10 protein-coding genes are annotated in these 22,674 nt (G+C 74.1%); 3 read left to right on the top strand and 7 right to left on the bottom strand.

The features are described 5' to 3' along the window. Positions 1-75: 75 nt before the first annotated feature. From Voc01_RS31075 to Voc01_RS31065, 3 genes are all read left to right on the top strand, one after another. Positions 76-990 (top strand): alpha/beta fold hydrolase, encoded by a 915-nt coding sequence (locus Voc01_RS31075; RefSeq protein WP_203931164.1) that lies wholly within the window; start codon positions 76-78, stop codon positions 988-990. An 84-nt stretch (positions 991-1,074) separates the two neighbouring features. Then, on the top strand, positions 1,075-2,589 hold the full coding sequence (locus tag Voc01_RS31070; RefSeq protein WP_203931163.1) for a long-chain-fatty-acid--CoA ligase: 1,515 nt from the start codon (positions 1,075-1,077) through the stop codon (positions 2,587-2,589). A gap of 77 nt (positions 2,590-2,666) precedes the next feature. Then, positions 2,667-3,425 (top strand): 4'-phosphopantetheinyl transferase family protein, encoded by a 759-nt coding sequence (locus Voc01_RS31065; RefSeq protein WP_203931162.1) that lies wholly within the window; start codon positions 2,667-2,669, stop codon positions 3,423-3,425. On the opposite strand, the gene Voc01_RS31060 is transcribed toward Voc01_RS31065, so the two are convergent. The 7 genes from Voc01_RS31060 to Voc01_RS31030 form a co-directional block, all read right to left on the bottom strand. After that, on the bottom strand, positions 3,422-8,713 hold the full coding sequence (locus Voc01_RS31060; protein ID WP_203931161.1) for a carboxyl transferase domain-containing protein: 5,292 nt from the start codon (positions 8,711-8,713) through the stop codon (positions 3,422-3,424). The genes Voc01_RS31065 and Voc01_RS31060 overlap by 4 nt on opposite strands. Before the next feature lie 10 nt (positions 8,714-8,723). Then, positions 8,724-16,265 carry a type I polyketide synthase gene (locus Voc01_RS31055; RefSeq protein ID WP_203931160.1) on the bottom strand — a complete coding sequence of 2,514 codons (7,542 nt, stop codon included), beginning with the start codon at positions 16,263-16,265 and terminating at the stop codon, positions 8,724-8,726. Next, on the bottom strand, positions 16,262-17,929 hold the full coding sequence (locus Voc01_RS31050; RefSeq protein ID WP_203931159.1) for an acyl-CoA dehydrogenase family protein: 1,668 nt from the start codon (positions 17,927-17,929) through the stop codon (positions 16,262-16,264). Before Voc01_RS31050 ends, Voc01_RS31055 begins: the two co-directional genes overlap by 4 nt. After that, positions 17,926-20,019 (bottom strand): (Fe-S)-binding protein, encoded by a 2,094-nt coding sequence (locus Voc01_RS31045; RefSeq protein ID WP_373873893.1) that lies wholly within the window; start codon positions 20,017-20,019, stop codon positions 17,926-17,928. The genes Voc01_RS31050 and Voc01_RS31045 overlap by 4 nt, the downstream gene beginning before the upstream one ends. 5 nt (positions 20,020-20,024) lie before the next feature. Then, a complete protein-coding gene (locus tag Voc01_RS31040; protein ID WP_203931158.1) occupies positions 20,025-20,981 on the bottom strand; it encodes an electron transfer flavoprotein subunit alpha/FixB family protein in 957 nt (318 codons plus the stop codon). 11 nt (positions 20,982-20,992) lie between these two features. Beyond that, positions 20,993-21,772: an electron transfer flavoprotein subunit beta/FixA family protein gene (locus Voc01_RS31035; RefSeq protein WP_203931157.1), complete on the bottom strand. Its 780-nt coding sequence runs from the start codon at positions 21,770-21,772 to the stop codon at positions 20,993-20,995. Between the two features lie 114 nt (positions 21,773-21,886). Then, positions 21,887-22,315: a nitroreductase family deazaflavin-dependent oxidoreductase gene (locus Voc01_RS31030; protein WP_203931156.1), complete on the bottom strand. Its 429-nt coding sequence runs from the start codon at positions 22,313-22,315 to the stop codon at positions 21,887-21,889. Positions 22,316-22,674: the final 359 nt, after the last annotated feature.

The following is a 22,674-nucleotide window of genomic DNA, read 5'->3' as shown; positions in this document are numbered from 1 at the left end:
CTGTGCGCCCACCGCTCCCCCGACGATCGTGAGGGTGAGGCGAGGGGCGCTCACCCGCCCGGATCGGACGTTGACATGACAATCGACCACAGATCCCGATGGGTCGACATCGGTGGACCCGTGCACTATCTCGACTTCGGCGGCCCGCCGGACGGGCCCGTGGTCGTCGGGGTCCACGGGCTGGCCGGGTCGGCGCTGAACTGGTCGGCCATCGCGCCCCTGCTCACCGGCCGGTGCCGGCTGCTCGCACCGGACCTGGCCGGTCACGGCCGCACCGAGTCCCTCGGACGGTCGACCACGGTCCACGCCAACCGGCTGCTGCTGCACCGGTTCGTCGAGACGGTCCCGGGACGCCCGGTGATCCTGATGGGCAACTCGATGGGCGGCATGGTCTCCCTGCTGGAGGCCGAAGCGGCACCGGAGGCCGTCGCGGGGCTCGTGCTGATCGGCGCCGCGTTCCCGTTCGTCCCCGCTTTCCCGGACCCGCTCGTCGCCGCGATGTTCGCCGCGTACGCGACACCGGGGATCGGCCGGATCATCATGGCCCGCCGCCACGCCATGCCGCCGGAGCGACAGGTCTCCGCACTCCTCGACCTGTGCTGCGTGGACCCGTCCCGGGTACCGGCCGACGTCGTCTCCGAACACGTCGAGCTGGCCCGCCACCGGGCCGGGGTGGCCGGCGTCGAACGCGACCTCCTGCACGCCGCGCGGTCGGTCGTCGCCACCGCCGGAATCATCCACGGCGGCTCCTACCGCCGCGGGATCCGCACGGTCCGGGTACCGGTCCTGCTCCTGCACGGAGCACGTGACCGGCTCGTTCCCGTCGCCGCGTCGCGGGCGATCGCCCGCGCCCACCCGTCGTGGCCGCTGGTCGTCCTACCCGACGTGGGCCACGTGCCGCAACTGGAGGCACCCGCCGAGACCGCCGACCTCATTCTCGGATGGCTCGCCGCGACCGGCCGGCCCGCCGCCGAGGCCGCCATGAGGTAGGCCGTTCGGCCCTACGTCACCCGGTCGACGGGCGGGACGGTCGTGGCACAGCCCTCCGTTCGAGCCCATCCGGGGAGGAACACGATGTTCAACGTAGCGGTCATTCTGCGGGAGTCGGCGAAGGCGTGGCCGGACAAGCCCGTCGCGGTGCACAGTGCCGGGCGGATGACCTACGCCGAACTGGACGCGCTCTCCGACGCGCTGGCCGAGGGCCTGGTGGGGATCGGGATCCGGCCCGGCGACACGGTGGCGCTGCAGCTGCCGAACATCCCCCAGTTCCTCGTCGCGTACTTCGGCATCCTCAAGGCCGGTGCGGTCGTCGTTCCGATGAACGTGTTGCTCAAGGCCCGGGAGGCGGCGTACTGCCTCGCGACCTCGGGCTCACGCGCGCTGATCACGTGGGGTGGCATGGCCGACGAGGCCGGCAAGGCGGCGGCGGAGGCGGGCGTGCCCGACGTCTTCGTGGTCGGCACACCCGAGGACGGCACGGTGATGACCCCGTTCGCCGAGTTGCTCGCACCGACAGGCCCGTCGCGCCCGCTCGCCGCCCGCGAGCCGGTCGACACCGCCGTCGTCGTCTTCACCTCCGGCACCACGGGACGCCCGAAGGGTGCCGAGCTGACGCACTTCCAGCTCTACATGAACGCCGACGTCCCCGGCCGCCTGTTCGACGTGCGCCCCGACGACGTCGTGCTGGCCGCGCTTCCCCTGTTCCACATCTTCGGGCTGTCGAGCGTGCTCGACGTGTGCGTCCGGTTCGGATGCACCATGTCGCTCGTGCCGCGGTTCGACGCCGGGGTGGCGCTCGAGGCGATCCAACGCGACGGAGTGACGATCTTCGACGGCGTCCCGACCATGTTCATCGCGCTCCTGGACCACCCTGACCTCGACCGCTTCGACACGTCGTCGCTGCGCGTCGCGGTCTCGGGCGGAGCGGCGATCCCGGCGCACGTCCTCGACGCGTTCGAGGCCCGCTTCGGCGTCGCCATCCTCGAGGGCTACGGGCTCACGGAAACCGCGGCGACGGCGACGTTCAACACCGGCGTCGACGACCGCCGCGCCTACAGCGTCGGCCGGCCGATCTGGGGCACCGACACCGAGATCCGGGACGACCGGGGCAACCGGCTCCCACCGGGCCGCGACCACGTCGGCGAACTGGTGACGCGCGGCTTCCACGTGATGAAGGGCTACCTGAACCAGCCCGAGGCGACCGCCGAGGCGTTCACCGACGGCTGGTTCCACACCGGCGACCTCGGCTACGTCGACGAGGACGGCTTCTTCTTCATCGTCGACCGGAAGACCGACCTCATCATCCGCGGCGGATACAACGTCTATCCCCGCGAGGTCGAGGAGGTCCTCTACAGCCACCCGGCGGTGGCGCAGGCCGCCGTCGTCGGCATTCCCCACGTACGGCTCGGTGAGGAGGTCAAGGCGTTCGTGGCGCTCAAGCCCGGCGAGTCGGTGGCGGCCGAGGACCTGGTGGCCTACTGCCGCGACCGCATGGCCGCCTACAAGTACCCCCGCACGGTCGAGATCCGCGACGGGCTTCCGGTGACCGGCGCCGGCAAGATCGCGAAGCTGCGGCTCGAACGGACCTGACGGAGGTGCCGTTCGGCCCCGTCGGGCCGGGCAGGATGCCCGTGCCGCCGGCCGTCCGCGTGGTGTCGGCTGGGACCGTGTCCCGCACCGCGAAGCCCGACGGGCCGACCGCCCGGTGGGTAGCGCGTGGTGAGGTGTCCCTCCCGCCCGGCACGGGGTGGCTCACGCCCGCGGAGCGGGCGCGGGCCGGGGCGATGCCCTTCACCAAGCGGCGGGGCGAGTTCCTGCTGCGGCGTCTGGTCGCCAAACACGCGGTCGCCATCATCACCGGTCGGTCGCTGGAACCGTCGGCGCTGTCGACGGTCGAGGTCGCCAACGCACCCGACGGGGCGCCCGAGGTGCGGGTCGACGGGGTGCCGTTCGGCCGGGACGTGTCGGTCACCGACCGGGCCGGCTGGGCGGTCTGCGTCGTCGGCACCGGCGTCGGCTGCGACCTGGAGCTGGTGGAGCCGCGCAGCGCCGGGTTCGTCGACACGTTCCTCACGGCCGCCGAGCGGCGCTTCGTCACCGGCCGGCCGGGGGGAGAGCAGCGGGATGTCGCGGCGAACCTGGTGTGGTCGGCGAAGGAGAGCGGCCTGAAGGTCCTGCGCACCGGGCTGCGTCGGGACACCCGCGACGTCGAAGTGTCGGCCGGCCCACCCGGGCCGGCCGGCTGGGGCACGCTGCGGGTCCGCACCGGCGCGGGACCGGTCCTTCCCGGCTGGTGGCGCCGGGAGGGCCGGTTCCTGCTGACGGTCGTCACGGCCGCGTCGCAGCCGCCGCCACAACCGCTGGACCGGCGGGGGCCGCTGGCCACCGCGACGCCGCGCCACTCGTGGCTGACCCGCCCGCGCTAGCCGCTCCGGTCGGCGGGGACCGGCCCGTCCGCTGCCAGGCCGCGTTCGAGGGCGTCGACGATGTACGGACGGAGCTGCCCGGCCGGGATGATGCGGTCGACCGACCCGGTCTCCAACGCCCGGGTCACGGTGTGGATCCGGTCGAACTCGCCGGCCACCTCCCCCAGCTTCGCCGCCCGCACCGCCGCCCGGACGCCGGCCAGGTGCGTCCGCGCGGACCCGGCCGCGGCCGGCGGGGAGTCGGCCAGCGCCGAGGCCGCCGCCCGCACCCGCGGGTCGGCCTCGGTGCGGGTGCGCACCTCGCGGGCGAACACCGTGGCGGCGGCCGGAGGGCCGCCGATGACCGACGCGAACGACCCGGCCACCGCGGCGACCTCCATCCGCGGGTTGAGCGCCTTGGAGAACACCACGAACGCGCCGCCGTGATAGCGCGACACGACCACGAACACGATGGGACCGCGGAAGTTGGTGACGGCCCGGCCGATCTCGGCGCCGTACTCGAGCTGCCACCGGCCCATCGACTCCGGTGAGCCGTCGAAGCCCGAGAGGTTGGCCAGCACCACCAGTGGACGGTTGCCGCTGGCAGCGTTCACCGCGCGGGCGATTTTCCGCGACGCCTGCGGGAAGAGCGTGCCGGCGGTCCAGGACGGTGGCCCGTCGGCGGGGACGAAGCCCCGCCGGAACGTGGTCCGCGACTCCGTGCCCAGCAGGCAGACGGGGATGCCGCCGATGTGCGCGTCCCACACGATGGCGACCTCGGCGTCGCGCCAGTGCGTCCAGCGTTCCAGCGGATCCGCGTCGGAGTCGGTGACCGCGCGCATCACCGAGCGCATGTCGAAGGGCCTCTTGCGGTCGGGGTTGACGGTGGCGGAAAAGACATCGCCGACGAGCCGCAGGCTGGCATCGGCGTGCGGTGCGTCGCACACGTCACGGTCGACCGGGTCGCCGGTGTGGCGGCGGCGCGGCCGGACCTCACCGGGCACGACGTACGTGTGCTCGTAGTGCCGCAGGAGGATCCCGCAGGCGTCGGGGAGTGTCGCCGCCCAGTACTGGGCCTGCCCGTTCGGACCCATGACGCGGTCGTAGCCGCCGATGCCGAAGTTGTCCTCGGCCGACACCCCACCGGAGAAGTCCAGGGCCTGCTTGCCGGTGAGCACCATCGCGCTGGCCGGCGTCATGACGAGGATGCCGCGGGTGTGCATGAGCATCGTCGCCTCGGCGTTCCAGTACGGCTGGGCGCCGACGTTCACCCCGGTCACCACGATGTTGACCTCGCCACCGGCCTGGGTGAACTCGATCAGCCGACGCAGCACGGCTGCGATCCAGTCCATGTTCTCCGTGCCGCTGTCCATCGCGATCCGGGCGCCGGACGACACCGCGAACCACTCCAGCGGCACCCGCATCCGTCCGGCCAGGTCGAGCGCCGCGATGATCCGCCGGCACTCCGGTTCGGCCAGGTTGCCCAGGCCCCGGGTCGGGTCGCCCAGCAGGCACACGCGGGCCATTCCCTCCGGGACCTTGTCGGTGTCGTTGCTCAGTACCCCCACCACCACGTTGGCGGTGTTGAGGCCGGGCGGGCGCGACACGGGAACCAGGTCGTCGTGCGCGTCCAGGTCGTACTCGGTGAAGCGGCCGGGCGGGAACCGGGTGACCGCACCGGCCGGCGGCGTCAGCATCCGCACGATCTCGTACGGGTAGGGCGCTCCGACACGGCGTGCCTTGAGCAGCTTCCGGTCGTACCGCGACAGCGGCCTGACCGGGTCGCGGTCCGGTGGCCGCTCCTGGACCGTGACACCGGTCCCCGACCCCTCGACGTGCCACGCGGTCGCGGTGCCGTCCGGTCTGCGCGTGTGCAGCACGACCTCGGCCAGGTGGGCACCGGAGGCCAGCGGCGCCAGCGAGCGCGCGAGCCCGGTGAGCACGGCCGGGGTCGGGTCCCACGGCGGGCGGACGAACAGCTCGAGCCGGTTGGCGACCGGCCGGTCCGCGTCGGCGTACCCGGCCAGCGCCTCCCGCATGGCCGACAGTGCCAGCAGACCCATGAGCTCCACGCGGGGATACCGCGGATCGCTGCCGGCGTCGTCGGTCGGGGTCACGTCGCGGACCTCGGCGAGCGCGAACAGCCGGTGGTCGAGCGGGTCGTCGTGGCCGGCGCCGTCGAAGAGGTAGACGTCCTCGGCCGACCGCAGCCGCCGCAGCCGGAAGCCGGCCATTCGCCCCAGGTCGAGCCGCCGGGCCAGCATGGGATGCAGGTTGCGGTACAACGGGTCCTCGACGAAACCGCCGTCGTGCCGGCGGTAGCTGAGGTGGTAGGTGCGGTGGGCCTCCGGCGCCGACCCGTCGGTGTTCGTCACCGTGACGTCGAGGCGGCTGACCGGCGTCGCCGGGTCGCAGTCGCGGACGGCCTTCTCGACCTCGGCGACCACGGTGTCGGCGTCGGCGTCACCGTGCCGCCAGGTCTGCACGTCGATGACCGCGGGGCCGCCCGACGCGGACCCGGCCAGGTGGGCGGCGACCGCCCGGTACAGCCGCGGCAGGTCGTCCAGCGGCGCGTAGGCCGCCACCAGGTGGACGTGTTCGTCGTCGAGGTCGTAGCTGGCCTGGCAGACCGGCCATCCGTCGACGACCGTGACGCGCGGCCCGGACAGGTCGGTCACCCGGTAGAAGCGCCTGGTGTAGACCTCCAGCAGCAGCGCCCGCACCGCCGGCTCGGTCGCCGTCCGCCACCGGCGCAGCAGTACCTCACGCAGCGGCTGCGGGCTGCCGACGAGCCGGTCCATCAGCGGCCCGTCGGCCCGGTCAGGGTGCGCGGACAGGGCGTCGAGGGCCTCGCCGACACGTGTGTACTCGTCGGCCACCACGGCGGCGAGCAGCGGCTCGTCGAAGTAGTGGAACCGTACGTCCCGGGCGAGGTCGGCGACGGTGCCGTACCGGCCGTGCGCGATCGTGGCCAACCGGTCGAGCCGGGCCCGGTTCGCGTCGTCGGCGGCGGCGGCGAGAGCGGCACGGTGCCGCAACCGTCGCTCCAGGATGCCGGCGACGACCGGAGCGAGTTCTGCCGCCCGCCGGAACGACCGGAACATCCAGACGACGGCCTCCTCCAGCTCGGGGGTACGGCCGAGGCCGGTGACCCCGTAGCGCAGCAACGCCCGCTCCAGCCGGTGGCGGTACTCCGCCGGCAGGCCCGCCCGGTCCGCGTCGAGCCACTGCAGGTACGACAGCAGGTAAGCCTGGGCTGTCGACGCGGTCTGCGGTCCGGTGGCCCCGCGGGCCCGGTACAGCGCGCCGACGTCGGTGAAGAGGTCGAGCAGGCCGTCCTCGCAGTGCAGCAGACCGGGGTCGGCGGGCGGCGCGGCCTCGCCGAGCCGCCGCTGGCGGGTCAGCGTCGCGCGCAGCGCGGCCGGGTCCAGGTCGTAGCCGAGCAGGTAGCCGCGCAGCGTCCGGTAGACCCGTTCGCACGGCGGTGTTCCCGGCTCGGGTGCCGCGGGCAGGTCGGGAAAGGCCGGGGCGGCACCGCCGGGCCCGTCGGCCACCGCCTGGGCCCGGATCCGCACGAGCGGCGCACCGGCCTCCACCTGGGAGTGGGCGGCTGTCTCGACGCTCACGACGGTGCCGGCGAACGGCGCGGTGACCGTCGACTCCATCTTCATGCTCTCCAGCACCGCGAGCGGCTGCCCGGCGGTGACCGGGTCGCCGGGCCCGACCAGCAGCGACGCGACGAATGCCGGTCCGGTGCTGCGGACCACGCCACCGTCGACGCGCCGGACGGTGTGTCCCGCGTCGTCGACCTCGACGCGGATGGTGGCTCCGTCGACGATCGTCACCACCTCGGCCGACCGCTGCCCGACGGTGAACCGGCTCTCCCGGTCTCCCCGCCGCGCGACCGTCACGTCGGCCACCCGGCCGCCGCGGGTGACCCGGTACCCGTGCGCACCGGTGCGGTAGACGTGCAGGTCGTACCGCTCGCCGCGGTACCGCAGCAGGCACCGGTGCCCCGTCCCGCCCCCCGACGGGGGAACGCCGCGGCCCGCGAGCGCGTGGAAGGCGGCCTGCTCGGCCGCGCGGTCCTGCTCGTACGACGAGACGGCGGCCGCCAGCACGGCCATCGGGTCCGGTCCGGGCAGGTGCGCCCCGCTGTCGGTCAGCCAGTGGACGTCACCGGTGCCGTCGACGACCTCCGGCCGGCCGAGCGCCGACAGCAGGAAGGTCCGGTTGGACCAGCCGTCCTGCACCACCACCGTGGTCTGGCCGAGCGCCCGTCGCAGTCGCGCCAGCGCCTCGGGCCGGTCGCCGCCCCAGGCCGCGATCGTGGCGATCGTCGGGTCGGCGTCGGGCCGGACGACCTCGCCCTCGCGCACCCCCTGGTCGACCCGGACGCCGATACCGGTGGGCAGGGTCAGGCGCGTCAGCCGGCCCGGGGTCGCGACGAACCCGTTCTCCGGGTCCTCGGCGCACAGCCGGGCCATGACGGCGTACCCGGTGACCGGCGGTGGCCGGTCGGCAAGCCGGCCGCCGCGGGCCAGGTGGAACTGGAGCTTCACCAGGTCCAGGCCGGTTGTCAGCTCGGTCACCGGGTGCTCCGCCGGGAGGTGTCCGCGCATCCGCAGGAACCTGAACCGGCCGGTGCCGGGCCCGACGAGGAACTCCACAGTGGCGACGCCGCGGTAGTCGACCTCCCGCGCCAGCCGCACCGCCGCGTCCCGCAGCGCCCGCGCGGTCCCGGCGTCGACCGCGGTGGACCCGGACTCCACGACGACCGTGCGGTGGTGACGCCGGACGGTGCTGCCGCGCGGGCCCAGTGCCCAGACGGTCCCGCCCTCGTCGGCGACCACCTGGATCTCGGCGTGGTGCGGGGCCGGGCCGTCGCTCCACGGCTCCACCGGCACGCCGGCCCACCGCGCCGCCGCCACGGCCTCGTCGGCGAGCAGCCGGACCGTCGCGCTTCCCGGGCCGACGAACAGGATCCCGGCGCGCTCGCACCGTTCGACGAACGTGTCCCGCACGGCGAGGGCGCCCCAGCCGGCCCAGACCGCGTCCACGCCGGCGGCGACGAGGGCGTCGGTCACCGCCACCTCGTCCGCGAGGGCGACCGACGTCGCCGGTCCCAGCGGCACCGCCTCGTCGGCCTCCCGCACGAACCAGGCGTCGGCATCCGCGTCCGTGTACGGGACCACGGTGGTCACCGGTGGCCCGTCGCCGGACGCGTTCAGTTCGCGCACCGCGGTCAGCGCGCGCGTCGCCGCGCCGCCGCGGCTGACGATCGCCAGCCGTTCCATCCGCCGCACCATGGCCGTCTCCTCAGGGGTTCAGCACCGACCGGACCGGGGCGGACACGTCGGCGGGGAGCGGGTCGGGCAACGCGGAGGTGGCGTACCCGTCGACCCGCAGCACCACCGTGTCGCCGGCACGCACCATGCAGTCGTAGCCGCCGCGCCCGTCCGGCGCGACGGTCGCCACGAGGCCGTCGCGCTCGGCCACCTCCGTCGTGAGGCGTAGCGCGTCCAACCGCCGGGGCAGTGCGAGCCGCCCCTCGCGGGCGGCCTCGACCAGTCCGGCCGCCTGGAAGCACAGCTCGACCAGGCGCGGTCCGGTCAGGGTAGGCCGGTCGACGTGGTCGGGCAGCCCCTCGGCGAACCGCGCCGCGGCGCCGTCGCCGGCCCGCCGTGCGGAGGCGACCACCCGGTACGCCGGCCCGTGGAAGTACAGGCGGTAGATCTCGTCCGCGGTCAGTTCCGGCCGCCCGTCGGTGTCGGCCGCCGGACTACTGTCCTCAATGGACTGTGGGACCGCGGCCAGCCGCACCGAACCGGTGAAGTGCACCGTCCGCTGCACCTCGCCACCGGCCAGGGCCCGTTCGGCGGTCAGCCGGCACTCGACGAGCAGGTCCGCCCCGTCCGGTCGGGCCAGGGCGGTCACGGTCACCGTGCGCGGCTCGTCCCGGTAGAACTTCACCGGAGCGCGGAACTCGACGTCCTCGACCCCGATGACCGTGAGGTCCGGTGCGAGCATCCGGGCGGCCTCGGCGAAAGCCTCGATGCCCATCACCCCGGGCAGCACCGGGGTGCCGTCGATGCGGTGGTCGTCGAGGAACGGCGTGCCGGCCGGGTCGAGGGTGGTCCGCACGACGAGTCCATCGTGGACACTCAGCCGCCGCGACGGGCCGGCGACGGGCCCACCGTCGCCGAGCGCGGCCGGGTCGACCCCACCCGTGTCGTGGAACTCCCCCGCCAGCGCGCCCAGCGCCCCCGCGACGACGACCTCACCGCTGGCGGTACCGGTGGTCAGCTCGCGCCGCACCCACGCGATGCCGACGTCCGGCGGCAGCAGGTCGACACCGGCCTGCTCCATCATCTTCGGGATCGAGCCGCGGGTGGCCATGCCGATGCCGCCCCACGCCGTCCAGTCCAGGGCGAGCGTGCGGACGTCCGGGCGGCTGCGCCGCAGCGCACTCAGCACCTTGCACTGCAGGTCGTTGGCGGCGCTGTAGTCGGTCTGCCCGACGTTGCCGAACCGGCCGGCCACCGAGCTGAACGCGACGACGGTGCCGACGGGCAGGTCGCCGACCGCGCGCAGCACGTGGTGCAGCCCGTCGGCCTTGACGCCGAGGACGAGGTCGAACTCGGCCGGTTCCTTGTCCGGCAGGGTGTGGCTGATCTCCACACCGGCGGCGTGCACCAGGACGTCGACGCGGCCGCTGATCGCGCACACCTCGGCCATGGTCTTCGCCACGCCGTCCGGGTCGGTCAGGTCGACCCGGTGGTAGTGCACGGCACCGCCGGCCCGCTCGACCGCCCGGATCGCGGCCAGCGCGGCGTGCAGACGTTCCAGGCGGGCCAGCTCGCGTTCGATGGCGACGGGAGTGGGCCGCTCGCCCCGGTCTCGCAGGCGCGTGGCCAGATCGGCCCGCAGACCGTCGCGGTCGGTTCCGAACCGGAGCACGTCGGGGTCGGCCGGGTCCGGTGCCGGTGAGATGTCGAGCAGGTGGAAGGTGCCCCCGGAGGCGGCGGCCAGGTCGGCGGTGATCGCCGAGACGATGCTGCCGGCCGCTCCGGTGACGACGAACACCCGGTCAGGCCCCAGGGTGCGGTCGGCGGCGGCGAACGGGCGCTCGGCCAGCCCGACGCCCCAGCGGCGGCCACCGGCGTACCCGACCTCGACGCAGCCCGGGTCGCGCAGGGTCTCGGCGATGAGCCGGTCGGCCAGGGCGGTCTTCCGGCCGGTGCCGAAGTCGACGGCCTTGACCAGCGCGCCGGGCCGCTCACGGCGGTAGGCCTTGGCGAATCCGGTGACCGCGCCGCCCAGCGGGCACGTCGCCCCGGCCGGGTCGTAGCCGTGGTAACCGCCGAGCCGGGTGGCGGTGACCAGGAACGGGCTCTGCCCGTAGAGACGGCGGGTCACGGCGTACAGTCCCCGCACCCGCAGGTCCAGGGCCGCTGTCCAGTCGGCCGGTTCCAGGGCGTCGACCGGGCCCTCGTCGTCGAGGGCGGGCAGCCAGTACAGGCCGTGCACCGGGCCGTCGGCGGCGAACGCGGCCACACCGGCGTCGGGGTCGGCCGGGTCGAGCACCACCACCGTCGCCCCGCGCTTGCCGAGCCGGGCGGCCAGGGCGTCGGCGACGCCGCCCACGTCCGGCATCACCGCGACGCGGGCACCGTCGAGGGTGACACCCGTCGGGACGCACGCGGCGAGGTCGGGACGCAGCGACGGGACGGGAACCCGCCGGACGACCGTCTCCACCGCGGTGGATCCGTTCTCCCGCGTGGACGGTTCCGCTTCCACAGTGGGCGGTTCAGCCTCCACTATGGACGGTGCGGCGGTACGCTCGCGGACCCAGCCGATCACGTGGCTCAGCGTCGGGAAGTCACGCAACCGCAGATCATCCTGCCGCGCCACCCCGAACCGCTCCCGCACCGCCGCGAACACCTCCGCCTGCTTCACCGTGTCCACACCCAGATCCGCCTCCAGATCCAGATCCACGTCCAACAGATCCGGCGGATAACCCGTCAACTCCGACACGATCCCGACCACCGCACCGGCGACCCCGTCGGCCGGCGCGGGCAGCGGCTGCGACAGCGGTCGCGGCTCGGGCTCCGGCGCGACGACCGGCGCCGGACCGGCCACCACCACCGGCTCGCTCGCCGGTTCCACCACCGGCTCGCTCGCCGGTTCAGTCGCCGGTTCCCGTTCCGGTGCTGGCGCCTTCGCACTGTCCGCGATGCGTAGCCGCCGCTGGACGACCTCCAGCCGCGCGTGCCGGTCACCGCACAGGACGGTCAGCCAGCGCTGCCAGGCGACCGGGTCGACGATGCGGTAGGCATAACCCAGTTCGTGGGGCGAGCGGTGGCGGCCGTCGGGCATCGGGGTCCATCGCAGCAGCGACATCGCGATCTGCGAGCCGAAGCCGGCCGCCAGGCGCAGTGCGTACCGCACCGGGTAGGCGCCGCCGGTGGACAGGTTCAACCGGCCCAGGGCGGGGTCGGGTTCCTTGAAGTTCGGCACCGGCGGCACCAGGCCCGTCTCCAGGGCCTTGATCGCCACGACATCCTCGATCCCGGCGCCCATCGCGTGACCGGTGAACCCCTTGGTGTTGGTGACGACCACCGACTCGGCGTCGGCGCCGAACACGTGGCGCAACGCGTTGATCTCGGCGGCGGCGCTGCCGCCCCGGGCCGGGGTGTAGGTCTCGTGGGAGACGAAGACCGTCTCCGGCGCGATCGCGTGCCGGTCGACGCCGTACGCCTGTGCCTGCGCGACGAGTCGCTCCATCACCTGCCCGATGTGCTCGACGTCGAGCCGGGTGCCGTGGAACGCGCTGTTCGCGGTCACCGAACCGAGCACCTCGCAGATCGGCCGCAACCCGCGCTCGCGGGCCGCCTCGGCCGCCTCGACCACGAACGCGGCCGCGCCCATCCCCACGATCATTCCGTGCCGGCGCCGGTCGAACGGGGTCGCGGCCTCCTCCACCACATCGTCGGTGGCGGCGGCGCCGGAGGCCAGGAACCCGGAGGCGAGCCACGGCAGCAGGGTGTCGGAGCTGGCGTCGTCGGCGGAGATCACCACAACCCGGCGGCACCGGCCGGCCCGGATCCAGTCCTCGGCCAGCGCCGTCGCCTGGGTGGTGCTGGCGCAGGCGGCGTTGATCTGGGTGTTCGGGCCACGGGCGCCGATGATCTCGGCGAACTGCGAGTGGCCCATCGACAGGCAGCGGAACAGGAACCGCCGGTCGAACGTGTACGGCTCGGTCTCCAGCACGTGCCGCAGTTCGTCGATGCGCCGGTCGACCTCCGCCACGACGGGCTCGTCGCCGCGCAGGCGGGCGCGAACCGTCTCCAGTGCGAGCAGGTGCTCGCGCCGCCCCCGGTCGGTGGCGTAGCGGTCGAGGTCCCGGGCGAAGTTGTCGTAGCCGGGGAACGCCGAGGCGAAGATGACCCCCGTGTCGTCGCGCAGCGCGGCGGGCAGGCCCCACCGCTCCGGGAGGCTGGTGCCGAGCGTGGTGGTGCGGTAGTGCATCACCAGCGGGATGCCGGCGTCACGCAACGCGTCGAACCCGGCGCCGATGGCCAGGCGGGTCGCCCGGTCGAGCGCCTCGTCGCGGGCGGTGTCGACGCCGAACTCGGCCACCACGTCGAGCGGGGCCGACCGGCCGGCGAGCTTGACGACGTCGGCCTCGCTGTCGATCGTCTCGAACGTCGGATCACCCGAGACCCGCTTCACCAACCGGGTGATGCGCCGGTCGACCATGGCGCGGCGCAGCCGGTGCGGAATGGTGTCGATGAACTGCTCCCCCGCCAGGATGCGGGCGATGTTCCCGTCGTCGAAGACCCGCTCCACCCCGGGCAGGCCCAGCGCCGCGCCGGTCACCACGACCGGTTCCGTACCGACCGGCGCGGCCGGCACCGGCGCGACCGACGGTGCGGGCGCCGCGGCGGCGCCACCGTACAGGCGCAGGCCCTTCTCGATGGCGTCGGCGAACAGGTGCCCCAGTTCCAGGTACCGGTCGGTGCTCATGTCGGTCCTTTCCACGGGCGTACGGGCGGGCGCGGGCGCCACGGCTGCCGGCGCGTCCGCCGTCGTCGCGAACCCCAGCCCGGCGGCGTACAGCCCGCACAGCGCCTGGTTGAACGAGGCGACGTCGCCGGTCTTCGGATGGTTGGTGTAGAGCGCGAGGACGTCATCGCCGAGCACGTCCTCGGTGAAGCCGTGCAGCGCCTTCTTCGGGCCGACCTCGACGAAGATGCGCGCGCCGGCCTCGTACAGCGTGCGCAGACCCTTGACGAACTGCACCGGCGAGGCCACCTGGCGGCCGAGCATCTCCAGCATCGCGTCGGTGTCGGCGTCCGTCGGGTAGAACTCGCCGGTCACGTTCGCCACGACCGGCAGCGTCGGCCGGCGGAGGTTCAACCGGCTCAGCACCGTGCGCAGCGGCGCGGCGGCCGGCGCGACGATCGAGGTGTGGAAGGCGTGGCTGACCGGGATCCGGGTGGCGGTCAAGCCGGCCGCCTGCACCGCCGCCACCGCCCGTTCGACGGCGTCGGTGGCGCCGCCGATCACCGCCTGCCGGGTGCTGTTGATGTTCGCGACCACGACGTAGCCGTCGGTGCTGGCCACGATCCGTTCGATCTCGGCCAGCGGTCCGAACGCCGCGGCCATCGCGCCATTGTCGGCGAGGTCCAGCCCGGCCATCTCCCGCCCGCGGGCGCTGACCGCCTCCAGCGCGGCGCCGAACGTCAACGCGCCCGCGGCGACGAGCGCGCCGTACTCGCCGAGGCTGTGGCCCATCACCAGGTCCGGCCGCACGCCGTGCGCGTCGAGCAGCCGGGTGAGGGCGAGGTCGGTGGCCAGCACCGCGGGTTGGGTGATCTCGGTCTGCATGAGCTGGCGTGACAGCCGTTCGGCGGTGGCGGGGTCGCTGTCGTCGGCGAAGATGTAGCCGGTCAACGGCCCGCCGAGCAGCGGGGTCATCACGCGGTCGGCCTCGTCGAACGTGTCGGCCACGACCGGTTCGCGGGTCCGCAGGTCACGCAGCATGTTCACGTACTGCGAGCCCTGTCCGGTGTAGAGGAACGCGACGGGTCCGGGCCGGCCGCGGCCGAGGAACACACCCTGGGCGCGCAGCATCCGCCACGCCGCGGGGTTGCCGCCGCGCAGCGCCGCCGCCGCCTTCGCCGCCTTGGCCGCGAGGTCGGCCGCGTCGGCGAAGTCGATCGCGACCCGCACGGCCGCGTCGGCGAGTGCCGGGTCGGGGGCCTCGCGGCCGGGGGTACGGCCGGCTTCGGCCTCCGTCCGCAGCCGGTCGAGGTGACCCGCGACGGTCGCGTCGTCGGGACCGCCGACGACGGCGGCTCCGCGCAGCGGTCGGGTGTCCACAGTGGACGACCGGCGTGGAACGTCGGCACCAGCGTACGAGCGCGGTGTCCGCGGGTCGCGGTACCGGCCCGGCACGTACTCCTCGACGACGGCGTGGAAGTTGGTGCCGCCGAAGCCGAACGCGCTCACCCCCGCGCGGCGCACCCCGTCGGCCGGTGTGCGCCACTCGGTCAGCCCGGTGTTCATCCGGAACGGGATCTCGTCCCAGTCGACGTTCGGGTTCGGCACGTCGAAGTGCAGGCTCGGCGGCAGGACCTTCTCGTGCAGGGCCAGCACCGTCTTCAGCAGGCCGGCGGCACCGGCGGCGGCCTTGAGGTGGCCGATGTTCGACTTCACCGACCCGAGCGCTATCGCGCCTCGGGCGGTACCGGCCTTGGCGAACACCTCGGACAGGCTCGCCAGTTCGGTGGCGTCGCCGACCCGCGTCGACGTGCCGTGCGCCTCGACGTACCCGGCCGAGGCCGGATCGGCGCCCGCGGAAGCCCAGGCGCGCTCGACCGCCAGCCGCTGACCGACCGGGTTCGGCGCGGTGATGCCCTTGCCGCGGCCGTCGCTGGAGCCGCCCAGCCCCAGCAGCACCGCGTACACGCGGTCGCCGTCGCGTTCGGCGTCGGCGAGGCGCTTGAGGACGAACAGTGCCGCGCCCTCGCCCATCACGAACCCGTCGGCGCCGGCGTCGAACGGGCGGGTGCCGGTGGCCGACAGCGCACCGATCTTGCAGAACTTCACGAACGCGGCGGCGTTCATGTTCCGGTCGACGCCGCCGGAGACGGCGACGTCGAAGTCGCCGGCCTGCAGGCCCCGGACCGCGGCGGTCATCGCGGCCAGTCCGGACGCGCACGCCGCGTCGGTGGTGAAGGTGGGACCGCGGAAGTCCAGCAGGGCCGCCACCCGCCCGGCGATGACGTTGGACAGCTCGCCGGGCATGGTGTCCTCGGTGATGTCCAGGAACCCGGACAGGAACGACGCGCGCGTCTCGGCGTACACCGCCTCGCGCACGGCCGCCGGCAGGGCGGCGAACGACGGCGCGGCGCGCAGCGCGGCGAACACCTCGGTCGACTCCACCCGCAGGTTGCTCCGGTAGTGCTTCTCGCCACCGATGGCGTTGCCGATGATGACCGCCACCCGCTCCGGGTCGACGTGCCAGTCCGGCCAGCCCGCGTCGAGCAGCGCGGCACGGGCGGTGGCGACCGACCACTTCTGGCCGTCCTCCATCTGCTCGGAGACCTTCGGCGGCACCGGCAGGTGCCAGGCCAGCGGGTCCCACCGGAACTCGCGGACCCAGCCACCGATGCGCGAGTAGGTCCGGTCCGGCGCCGCCGGGTCGGGGTCGTAGTACAGCGCGGGGTCCCACCGCCCGGGCGGGACGTCGCCGATGGAGTACCGGCCGTTCCTCAGGTTGGCCCAGAACGCGGCCACGTCGGGCGCGTCGGGCATGATGGCGGCGACACCGACGACAGCGACGGGTGTCATGACTTTCCCTCCACAGTGGACGGTCGGTGGTACAGCTCGGCGGCGATCGCGTCGAGGTCGGCGAGCAGGCCCGCCTGTGCGGCCTGCACCTGGGCCAGGTCCAGCCCGGCGGCACCGTCCGGTGCGCCGGCGGGCCGGGCGCCGACGACCCAGCGCAGGCCCTCCGCGCCGACCTTCAGGGCCGCCTCCCGGGCGAAGACGCGACTCATCGCGGCCAGCGTGGTCGCGCCGAATCGGCGGTCGGCCTTCTCCGGCAGCGTCCCGGCGGCGGCGGCAGCGGCCCGGTGGGCCAGCGCGGCCGCGCTCTCGGCGTGCGCGACGAGCTCGCCGAGCCGCAGCAGCACGTGCTGGCTGCGGGTCAACCGGTCGGCGCGGCAGGCGTCGAGCACCGCGGCGAGCGAGCGCAGCGCCAGCGCCGCGACGGGGCCGCCGCACTCCAGCGGCAACCGTGCCGCCTCGTCGGCGAGATCGCGGTGGAACCGGCCCGCCGTCTTGAGGTGCTGCTGCCAGCGGTCCCGGGCGATCGTCATCTCCAGGATCTCCGACGTGCCCTCGTAGATCAGCGTGATCCGCACGTCCCGTTTGATCTTCTCGACCAGGTACGGCCGGGTGTAGCCGTAGCCGCCGTGCGCCTGGATGGCCGCCTCGGCGGCGGCGTTGCCCGCCTCGGTGGCCAGGTACTTGGCGATCGCGCCGGCGGTGTTGAGCCCGGGCTCACCCGCGTCGATGCCGGCCGCGGTCTGCTCGACGAACGCGCGGGCCGCCTCCAGCCGCACCGCGTGCGGCACGATCAGCTTGTGGGTGTAGCCCTGCTTACCGGACAGCGGCGCTCCGCCCTGCACCCGCGTCGTCGAGTAGCCGATCGCCCGGTCCAGCGCCGCCCAGCCGCCGCCGAGGCCGAACGCGGCGACCATCACGCGGGTGTAGCCGAACACCTCCTGCGCCTGCGTCAGCCCACGCCCCTCGACGCGCCCGACGAGGTTTTCGACCGGCACGGTCACGTCGTCGAGGAACAGCGCGGCGGTGTTCGACAGCCGGATGCCGTGCTTGTCCTCCGGCGGTGCGGCGGTGAAGCCCGGTGTGCCGCGCTCGACGACGAACCACGACGGCCCGCCCGGTGCGACGGCCAGGATCGTGCACACGTCTGCGATGGAACCGTTGCTGATCCACTGTTTGCGCCCGGTCAGCCGGTAGGCGGTGACCCGTCCGTCGGTCTCGACCGGCGTCGCGGTCGTGGTGAGCGCGCCGAGGTCGCTGCCGGCCTCCGGTTCGGTGGCGCCGTAGGCGAACACCAGGCCGTGCTCGGCGATGCGGCCCAGCCACTCCTTGCGCTGTTCCGGGGTGGCGCCCACGAGGATTGGATCGCTGCCGAGGAACGTGGCGAACACCGCTGTCGCGACGCCGATGTCGAGGCGGGCCAGCCGTTCGCAGACGCGGTAGGCGTCCACGGCGCCGCCGCCGAGCCCACCGCAGTCCTCCGGGATGAACACCAGGTGCACACCGAGGTCCTCGCTGCACATCGCCCGCACGGTGTCCTCGGGGCACTCATCGTCGCGGTCGAGGTCGAGCAGCCGGGCCTCGGGCAGCGCGGCCGCGCCGAACTCCTCCAGCGAGGACAGCATCATCTCGAGGGTGTCGTGGTCGAGGCCGGTGGTCGGTGTCATGTCTCGGCCCTCTCGGGGTCATTCGTCGGGACGGGCGTGGATGCGGGGCGCACCGACCGCAGCAGGACCTCCGCCACGTCGGCCACCTCGACGTCGGCACCGGCCACACCCTGCTGCTGACGGGTCGCGACGCCGTCGGCGAGCATGTCGACGCAGTAGGGGCACGCCGCCGCGACGACGTCGGGCGCGGTGCCGAGCAGCTCGTCGGTGCGGGTTTCGTTGATCCGTGTGCCGATGGTCTCCTCCAGCCACATGCGGGCACCGCCGGCGCCGCAGCAGAACGACCGCTCCCGGGTGCGGGCCGGTTCGACCAGGCGGGTGCCGGGCAGGCTGCCGAGGATCTCGCGCGGCGGGGTGAACACGCGGTTGTGGCGGCCGAGGTAGCAGGGGTCGTGGTAGGTGACGGTGGCGCCGACCGGCGTCACCGGGGTGAGCCGGCCCCCGGCGACCAGGGTGGCCAGAAGCTGGGTGTGGTGGACGACCTCGTACCGGCCGCCGAGGTCGGGGTACTCGTTGGCCAGCGTGTTGAGGCAGTGCGCGCAGGTGGTGACGATCCGCCGGGCGCCCGCGGCGTCGAGGGTCGCCACGTTCTGCGCGGCGAACTGCTGGAACAGCATCTCGTTGCCGATGCGCCGGGCCGGGTCGCCGGTGCAGGTCTCGGCGGCGAGCACGGCGTAGCGGACGCCGGCGGTGTGCAGCAGTTCGGCGACCGCGCGGGTGGTGCGCTGCGCGCGGTCGTCGAGCGCGCCCGCGCAGCCGACCCAGAACAGGTACTCGACGTCGTCGGGCAGCGGCCCGCCGTCGACGACCGGGACGTCGAAGCCGAGGTCGCGGGTCCACTCCAGGCGGGCCGACGCGCCGCGGCCCCACGGGTCCCCGGCGTGCTCCAGGTTGCGCAGCAGGGTGCCGGCCGCCGGCGGGAACTCCGCCTCCATCAGCACCTGGTAGCGGCGCATGTCGACGATGTGGTCGACGTGTTCGATGTCGACCGGGCACTGCTCGACGCACGCACCGCAGGTGGTGCACGCCCACAACGCGTCGGGTTCGACGGCGCCCCCGGTGGCGACCAGCGGCACGCTGTCGCCGACCCCGTCGAGCAGGTACGGCGCCCGCGCCAACGCGTGGTCGCGCAGGCCCATGACGAGCAGCTTCGGCGACAGCGGCTTGCCGGTGTTCCAGGCCGGGCACTGCGACTGGCACCGGCCGCATTCGGTGCACGTGGCGAAGTCGAGGAACCCCTTCCACGTGAAGTCCTCGATCGCGCCGCGGCCGATCCGGTCGTCCTCGCCGGGGTCGTCGAAGTCGACCTGCTGTCCGCCGGAGTACACCGGCAGCAGCGCGCCGAGCGCCCGCGGGCGCCGGGCGAACGCGATGTTCGGCACCGCGGTGAGGATGTGCAGGTGCTTGGAGTACACGACCAGCACCAGGAACGCGAGCACGATGCCGAGGGCGAGCAGCAGCCCGGCCGTCTCGACGACGTCGTTGGCGGTGCGTCCGAGCGGGTGCAGCGCCCGGGCCACCGCCTCGGAGGCGAACGCGCCGCTCGCGTACGGGAAGTTGCCGGTGTTGACCTGCGCGCCCCGGTACAGCAGCAGGCTCCACACGACATTGAAGATCATGAGTAGGACGATCCAGCCGGCGGCCGGGTGCGAGCCGAAGAACCGCGACCGGCGGCCCTCCCGGGCGGGCGCGTGCCGCACCCGGATCACCGCGAACACCACCACCGCGGCGAGCGTCGCGACCGTGAACAGGTCCTCGGCGAACCCCAGCCACGGCCGGGTGCCGATCAGCGGCAGGTGGAAGTCGCGCCGCACCAGAGCGCCGTAGCCCTCCACAAGGGTCAGGCCGAGAACCAGGAAGCCCCAGAACACCAGGGCGTGCGCGACCCCCGGCACCGTCCACCGCAGCAGCCGCCGTTGGCCGAGGACCTCGACCAGTTCGGCCCGCAGCGTGGCGGCGGTGATCCGGGCACGTCCGGGCTCGACCGGCTGGCCGGCGCGTCCGAGCCGGACCAGGCGGGCCACGCGGCGACCGGCCACCGTGAACGCGACGATGCTCAGGAGGGTTCCGAGAATGAGCCGCACCACCACGGCCGTCAGCCCGTCAGCCGCTCGATCTCGGACGCCAGCGCCGGCAGCACCGTGTGCAGGTCGCCCACCACGCCGAAGTCGGCGGTCCGGAAGATCGGCGCCTTCGGGTCCTTGTTGATCGCGACGACGACGCGCGACCCCTGCATGCCGGCCCGGTGCTGGATCGCGCCGGAAATGCCGGCGGCCAGATACAGCTGCGGTGCCACGGTCTTGCCGGTCTGGCCGATCTGGAGCTCGTGCGGCCACCAGTTCAGGTCGGTCGCGGCCCGCGACGCCCCGACGGCCGCGCCGAACACGGCCGCCACCCGCTCGATCAGCGCGAACCCCTCAGCCGAGCCGACGCCGCGACCGCCGGCGACGACGACCGCGGCCTCGGTCAGGTCCGGCCGGTCACCGACCTGCCGCGCGGTGCGCGACACGACGCGGGCGACCGGCACCGGGTCGGCGGTCGCCGGCTCGACCCGCTCGACCACGGGTGTGGTCGGTGCCGGTTCGGCGGTGACCGCGTTCGGCCGCACGGTGACGATCGGGGTGCCGCGCCGCACGACGCCGTCGACGAGCATCGCACCCGCGAACACCGACCGGGTGGCCACCGGCCCGTCGGTACCGGCGCGCACGTCGACGGCGTCGGTGATCACACCGCTGTCGAGCCGCACAGCGAGCCGGGCGGCGAGCTCCCGGTCGGTGGGGTCGGCGCCGGCCAGCACCGCCACCGGGGCGGTTCGGCGGATCAGGTCGACGAGGGCCGGCGTCGCGGCGGCCGGCGGATGCCCCTCCGGGACCGCGACCGCGTGCACCGTGCCCGCGCCGTGGCCGCCGAGGGCGACGAGGAGGTCCGGCCGCGGCTCGCCGAACACGACGGCGGCAGGTTCACCGAGCCGGCGCGCCAGCGTCAGCAACTGGAGGACGGGCCTGCGCACCGGTGCGTCACCGCGTCCGGCGAGGACCAGGACTGTGCTCACGACGGACTCCCTCAGATCAGCTTCTGGGCGATCAGGAACTCGGCCAGCCGTACCGCGGCGTCGCCCTCGTCGGTGATGACCGTGCCGGCCTCACGCGGCGGCCGGGGACGCGCCGCGCGGACCGCCGTGGCCGACGCGGCCGCGCCCACCCGCTCGGGCGGCAGGCCGAGGTCGGCCAGCGACCACGTCGTCACCGGCTTCTTCTTCGCCATGACGATGTTGCGGAACGACGGGTAGCGGGCCTCGCCGGAGCGGTCGGTGACCGACACGACCGCCGGCACCGCGACCGCGACCTCCTCGGTGACCTCGTCGGTCTCCCGCCGCACGGCGAGGTCGGCTCCGTCGGCCCGCAGCGCGACGGCGTGGGTCACCACCGGCACGCCGAGCCGGTCGGCGACCATCACCGGCACCACCGACATCTCCCCGTCGGTGGCGGCCATGCCGCACAGGACCAGGTCGCAACCGGCCTTCCGGACGGCGGTCGCGAGGACCAGCGAGGTCGCCACGGCGTCGGAGCCGTGGATCGCGTCGTCGAGCACGTGCACGCCGCGGTCACCGCCCATGGCGAGCGCCTTGCGCAGCGCGTCGACGGCGCGTGCCGGTCCCATCGTGAGGTGGGTGACATCGGTGGCGGCGCCCGCCTCGACGAGCCGCAGCGCCTGTTCCACGGCGTACTCGTCGAGCTCGGACAGCCGTCCGTCGACCGCGCCGCGGTCGAGGGTGCCGTCGTCGGCGAGCCGCCATTCGGCGGTGGGCTCCGGCACGTGCTTGACCAGGACAACAATCTTCATGGCGGTCCGTCCTGCCGGTGGGTGGTTGTCGCGGAGCGTATGAATCCGGGCTGATCAATGGCAGGTTCCGAGTACCCGTGACGGCCGGGCCCTTCGGCCCTCCCGGAGGGGCCGCTAGGACCGCGCGCCCGGTGGGTCGGCGAACGCGGTCGACCGGGACGCGAACCGCCCGACCACGGTCGCGCCGACGACCGACAGGCACAGGCACTCGCGGGTGCGGACCAGCCGACGAAGCACGAAGCCCACCACGGGGGGCAGGTGCGCGACGCCCTCCCCGATCGGGACGAGCCGCGGCGCCGACAACCGGAGCAGCCGGCTGCCCAGCCGCATGCGGCACCCACCACCCGCTTCGATGTTGCGGACCCAGTCGGACCGGCGGCCGAAGTTCACCGCGACCACCACCGTGTCGCCGCGGCGGTAGGCGCGCACGGGCGTGTGGTGGGCGCGTCCGCTGCGCCGCCCGACGTGCTCGACGTCGGCGACGCCGGTGAACCCGACGAACAGCGTCGCGACCCGGTTGATGAGGAAGGTGTGCACGGGCACCAGAGCACGGGGGAACGGCATCGTCTCAGGCCTCTCGTCGGCGGGTCGGTCCGTCGTCGGCAGGATGATCGGAACGGACGGCGCCGGCCATGCCCGTTGGTCCCGTCCGGACGGGCCGGACGGACCTGGTTGGCGCGCCCTCCCGCGTGGACGGTGGCACCGTCCACGCGCATCCCGCGCACAGCTCACCGGTGAGGTGTCTGATGAGTGGCGGAACGACAGAGCATCCGACGATCGTGAAGGCGCTCAGCCGGGTGGGGGCGCGTAAGCCGTTGCAGCGGGTCGGGCTCGTGGGTGAGCCGACCGTGGCGTTGGCGTCCGATGCGCCGGAGGTGGCGCAGTTGCTGGCCGATGGCGGG

This window comes from Virgisporangium ochraceum, from assembly GCF_016863655.1.
Lineage (GTDB): Bacteria > Actinomycetota > Actinomycetes > Mycobacteriales > Micromonosporaceae > Virgisporangium > Virgisporangium ochraceum.
Note: the sequence above shows the minus strand (reverse complement) of the source record. Positions and strands in the feature narration are given on the sequence as shown.